The 4158-nt window shown below is 67.6% G+C and carries 7 protein-coding genes; all 7 read left to right on the top strand.

From position 1 onward, the window contains the following. Nucleotides 1-270: hypothetical protein (locus VJ307_06665; GenBank protein HJX73823.1), on the top strand; the 270-nt coding region annotated here is incomplete at its 5' end. Then, entirely contained in the window at nucleotides 270-827 is a 558-nt protein-coding gene (locus VJ307_06660; GenBank protein ID HJX73822.1) for a methyltransferase domain-containing protein, read from the top strand. The genes VJ307_06665 and VJ307_06660, both read left to right, overlap by 1 nt. Beyond that, on the top strand, nucleotides 824-1579 hold the full coding sequence (locus VJ307_06655; GenBank protein ID HJX73821.1) for an FkbM family methyltransferase: 756 nt from the start codon (nucleotides 824-826) through the stop codon (nucleotides 1577-1579). The genes VJ307_06660 and VJ307_06655 overlap by 4 nt, the downstream gene beginning before the upstream one ends. After that, complete coding sequence (locus VJ307_06650; GenBank protein ID HJX73820.1) at nucleotides 1576-2475, top strand: hypothetical protein; 900 nt, start codon at nucleotides 1576-1578, stop codon at nucleotides 2473-2475. Before VJ307_06655 ends, VJ307_06650 begins: the two co-directional genes overlap by 4 nt. Nucleotide 2476: 1 nt before the next feature. After that, nucleotides 2477-2959: a hypothetical protein gene (locus tag VJ307_06645; GenBank protein HJX73819.1), complete on the top strand. Its 483-nt coding sequence runs from the start codon at nucleotides 2477-2479 to the stop codon at nucleotides 2957-2959. After that, nucleotides 2959-3834: a phage minor capsid protein gene (locus VJ307_06640; GenBank protein HJX73818.1), complete on the top strand. Its 876-nt coding sequence runs from the start codon at nucleotides 2959-2961 to the stop codon at nucleotides 3832-3834. Before VJ307_06645 ends, VJ307_06640 begins: the two co-directional genes overlap by 1 nt. Beyond that, on the top strand, nucleotides 3831-4139 hold the full coding sequence (locus VJ307_06635) for a hypothetical protein (protein HJX73817.1): 309 nt from the start codon (nucleotides 3831-3833) through the stop codon (nucleotides 4137-4139). The genes VJ307_06640 and VJ307_06635 overlap by 4 nt, the downstream gene beginning before the upstream one ends. The last annotated feature ends 19 nt before the right edge of the window (nucleotides 4140-4158 follow it).

Raw genomic sequence — 4158 nt, 5'->3', positions numbered from 1 at the left:
GGCTTCGTCGGCTGCATCTACCTCGCCTCGCGCGACCTTTTCGGGTTCGACGTCCGCGGCTGCCCCCGGAACTGCGACGACCTCTGGTGGGAGATGAGGATCCACCCGGACGCCCCGAAGCACGTCGCCCCGACCGTCCGTTACAGGAATCTCCCGACGGCCTCCGACCGGGAGGCGATGTATCACACGCCGCGGCTCCGGGCCCAGCGGGAGGCCTTCTACCGGGAGCACTATCTCCGGACCTACGCCCCGGAGGGGAGGATCTACTGATGGACGCAGAGACATACATCACGAAACACTGGATCCCGAAGAGGGTCTGGACGCACCTCGCCTGGCCCAGGCACCAGGAGAGGCTCAGGAGGTGCGCCGAGCTCATGCCGGCGGCCGGCCGGGTCCTCGACGTGGGCTGCGCCTGCGGCCACTCGACGGAGATAATGAGGCGGTTCCGGCCGGAGGTCTCCTGGTCCGGCGCCGACTTCTCGAAGACGGCGATCGCCCGGGCCAAGGGCCGCTTCCCCGGCCTGAGCTTCTATTACATGCTGTCGGCCAGGCACCTCGAGATGTTCGAGCCTTTCGACGGCGTCATCTGCAGCGAGGTGCTGGAACACACCACGGATGACGCGGCCCTGGCCGGGGTCCTCCTCCGGATAACGGCCGGCACGCTCGTCGTCACGACCCCCTGGGCGAAGGTCTCCGATCCGGGCCACCTGCGCGTCTACACCGAGAAATCGCTCCGCGCGCTCTTCGAGAGGCCTACGGCTCCGGGGACCGTCTCCCTGGAGACATGGGGACAGTTCTTGTACATGGTCTGCAAGAGGGGAAGGTGAACGCACAACCGGTCCACACCCGCTTCGGCTTCGACGTCGTGACGGACGAGGGCGACGCCCTCCGCCTGCGGGGCAGGTACTACTACGAGAAGGAGGTCACGGAGATAATCGTCGCCGAGGTCCGGCCCGGCGAGACGGCCGTCGACGTCGGCGCGATGATCGGCTACCACACGCTCAGCCTGGCCCGGGCAGTCGGGCCGGGGGGCCGCGTCTGGGCCTTCGAGCCGCTCCCCTCTCACTTCAAGGTCATGAAGTCGAACCTCGAGCTCAACTCCGCCTGGAACTGCGGGGCGGTCCTGGCGGCGGCCTCGGCGAGGACGGGGAGCACGACGCTCCACCTCTCCGGGAGGAACGCGGCGGACAACGCGATCTTCCGGACCGGGGAGCCGCGGGTCCAGATAGAGGTCAAGGCCTGGAGGCTCGACGAGTTCTTCGGCGAGCACTGCGCCGACGTCAGCTTCATGAAGGTCGACACGCAGGGCGCGGAGTCCATGGTCCTCTCCGGGGCCGGCAGGATCCTCGAAAACCGCGGCCTCAGGATGGTCGTCGAGTACTACCCGAAGGGCCTCGCGCAGGCTGGGTCGTCCGGCCCCGAGCTCATGCGAACGATCAGGGAGGCGGGGTTCGAGGCCTTCGAGGTCAACCGCCAGGGGAAGGAGCCGAGGCCGGCGACCGAGGCGTCGCTCGCGGCGAGATACTCGGTCGCCAAGGCGAACCACTGCAACCTCTTCTGCAGGAGGCCGCGGCCATGACCCAGGCCAACTGCGACCGGGGCGCCCGCTTCCGGGACGGGACCGAGTCCGCGGGGTTCGACTTCTCCTTCTGGGCGCAGACGTTCAACCGCCGGATGTACGTCTATTTCGACCTCGAGAGCTCGATCCGCTTCGCGGACCTCCGGCCGGCCTTCCGGAACGCGGCCGCCGGCGTCGACTTCTGGCTCATCCGCATGGCCGACGCGTCCTACGCCTGGGCCGGGGCCAGCTCCGCCGAACCCTCCCGCGTCCAGGTCTTCTCGAAGGCGCCGCTTCCGGAGGCAGTCGGGCCGGGATGCCGGCCCTTCAAGCTCGAGGTGCTGCATAGGATGAGCGACCGCAGGATCAGGGACTGGGCCTCCAGGACGCACTTCTTCCAGGGCTTCTCCTGGCTCCCGCCCGGAACCCACGCCGCGAACTCGGAGCTCGTCTGGGACGCGATCGCCGCGCGGACGAGCTTCGCCGGGAAGACGGTGCTGGACATCGGGACGAACTTCGGCTACCACGCCTTCAGGGCCTCGCGTGCCGGCGCGCTCGTCGCCGGCCAGGACCGCAACCCGAACGTGCTCAAGGTCGCCCGCATGATAAACGACCGGATCGAGATGCAGGATGTCGAGTTCGGGGCCGGCTATGACGAGAGCGCGGTTTATGATATCGTGCTATATCTCTCCGTCCACCACCAGGGCGACCAGGACTACGCCGGGCTCGGGGACAAGCTGCGGCGGCTCAGGCGCATGGCGCGCGAGCGGGTCTTCGTCGAACTGATCGTCCCGCCGCTCCGCGGGAGGATGACCGAGGAGGACATCGACCGCGCGGTGGGCGGGGAGAGGCTCCTCCGCTACCGGCACAGGGTCCGGCGCGTCAGGGCCGTCTACGATGTCCCGGGAGGGAAATGAAATGGCGATAGGATGGGTATTTGACTTGGCGGACGCGGAGGGCTATTTCGAGGACGAGAGGCTCGAGACCTCCGCCTGGGACGCGCTCTTCGCGCTGGACTCGACAGGGACGTACGCGGAGAAGGCTCTGCTCAACGCCTTCAACCGGCTCTACTACGACCCTCACTACGGGCTGCTGCCGGCGACGTACGCCGCGGCGAGCGCGGCCCAGAGGATCGTCCTCCGGAAGGCGCAGTGCGAGATGGCCTACTACCTCGCCCAGCACCTCGCCGACGAGGACAGGCGGAAGGGGATCCAGGCCCAGGGCGTCGTGAAATCCGGGGTGGTCGGGGAGGACTACGACCCAGGCTGGCTCGACAGGATCCCGGTGCCGCCGTTCGTCGACACGCTCCTCGCCCAGTTCAAGACCGGCGGCCCGCTGCACGTGGCGAACGTCGAGCGCGACGAGGAAGAGGACGCGGACGAGAAGGTCCACGACTTCTGATGCCCGGGGAGAAGCTGAGCGCGGGGGAGGCGAGGATCGTCGGCCTTTACGCCGCGGCTAAAAAAAGGGTGCTGGGGGAATTGACAAGGATGGCCATCTCGTCCTATAACGAGTCCATGGCACAGGAGACGAGGAAGAAAGTGGACGCGATAGTCTCGGCGCTCAACGCCGCGGTCGTTCGCGAGGGCGCGCGCGCCGTCCGGTCGGCCTACCGCGGCCGGGTCGCCGCGACCGCGGTCCGGGCAGAGATCCTGGGCTTCGAGGAGGCCAGGAAGGGGAGCCCGGGGCTCTCCGAGTCCCTGGCGAGGCTCAGGCAGTACCTCCTCGAGGCGAACGCGACGATCAGGCGCTCGGTCGACAACTTCCTCGCCGCCTTCCGGATCGCGGCCGGGGCGGCCTCGAGGATCCAGGAGTTCGACGACGTCGAGCGGGACCTCTACATCGCCGAGGTCGGGGAGGCCGCGGCCGTCGCCGTCGCCTCGAGCTGGAGCCGCCGGCGCCTGACCTCGATGCTGATGGAAAAAATCTACAAGCTCGTTGAGGCCGGGGACTTCATAGTCATAAACGGCCGGAACTACGACATCGCCAAGTACGCCAAGATGGTCGTCCGGACGGAGTTCCGGAAGGCCCAGACGGCGGCCGCGAGGGACACCTGCGCGCGCTACGAGTGCGACCTCGTGGAGTGGTCCCGGCACGCGAACGCCTGCGAGCTCTGCCGGCCGCACGAGGGGAGGGTCTTCAGCCTGAGCGGGAAGGACCCGATATATCCGCCGCTCAGCGGCAATGAGCCGCCTCTCCACCCCAACTGCGGACACAGCATCCTGGCCACGAGCCGCGAGGCGATCGGAGCCAGGGGCGAGGAGGCCCTCGCGTGATAAACGCCTACCTGGTCGACACGGTGAAGTTCGTCCGCCCGCAGAGGGACAAGTGGATGAAGACCGTCGGCGAGACCGTCACCGAGGTCCCCGCGCGGAAGGTCTACAAGATGAGGAGGATCCTGACGCTCACGGGCGAGGAGGCCAAGAGCGAGCTCACGATAATGGCCCAGGACAGGGACGTGAACCTGGCCGACCTGGTCGAGGTCGACGGCCAGCGCTGGGCGATCCTGGCGATAAGGAGGCCCAGGGACTTCTCCTGGGGATTCGTGGAGGTGATACTTGGAACCGGAACAAGGGTTTAGCCTCGACACGAGCAAGTTC

Source organism: Candidatus Deferrimicrobiaceae bacterium (assembly GCA_035256765.1).
GTDB lineage: Bacteria > Desulfobacterota > Deferrimicrobia > Deferrimicrobiales > Deferrimicrobiaceae > CSP1-8.
Note: the sequence above shows the minus strand (reverse complement) of the source record. Positions and strands in the feature narration are given on the sequence as shown.

What these genes read in the sequence shown, in the direction of transcription:
- VJ307_06660 (HJX73822.1), top strand. Translation starts at nt 270, where the DNA reads ATGGACGCAGAGACATACATCACGAAACACTGGATCCCGAAGAGGGTC.
- VJ307_06650 (HJX73820.1), top strand. Translation starts at nt 1,576, where the DNA reads ATGACCCAGGCCAACTGCGACCGGGGCGCCCGCTTCCGGGACGGGACC.
- VJ307_06645 (HJX73819.1), top strand. Translation starts at nt 2,477, where the DNA reads ATGGCGATAGGATGGGTATTTGACTTGGCGGACGCGGAGGGCTATTTC.
- VJ307_06640 (HJX73818.1), top strand. Translation starts at nt 2,959, where the DNA reads ATGCCCGGGGAGAAGCTGAGCGCGGGGGAGGCGAGGATCGTCGGCCTT.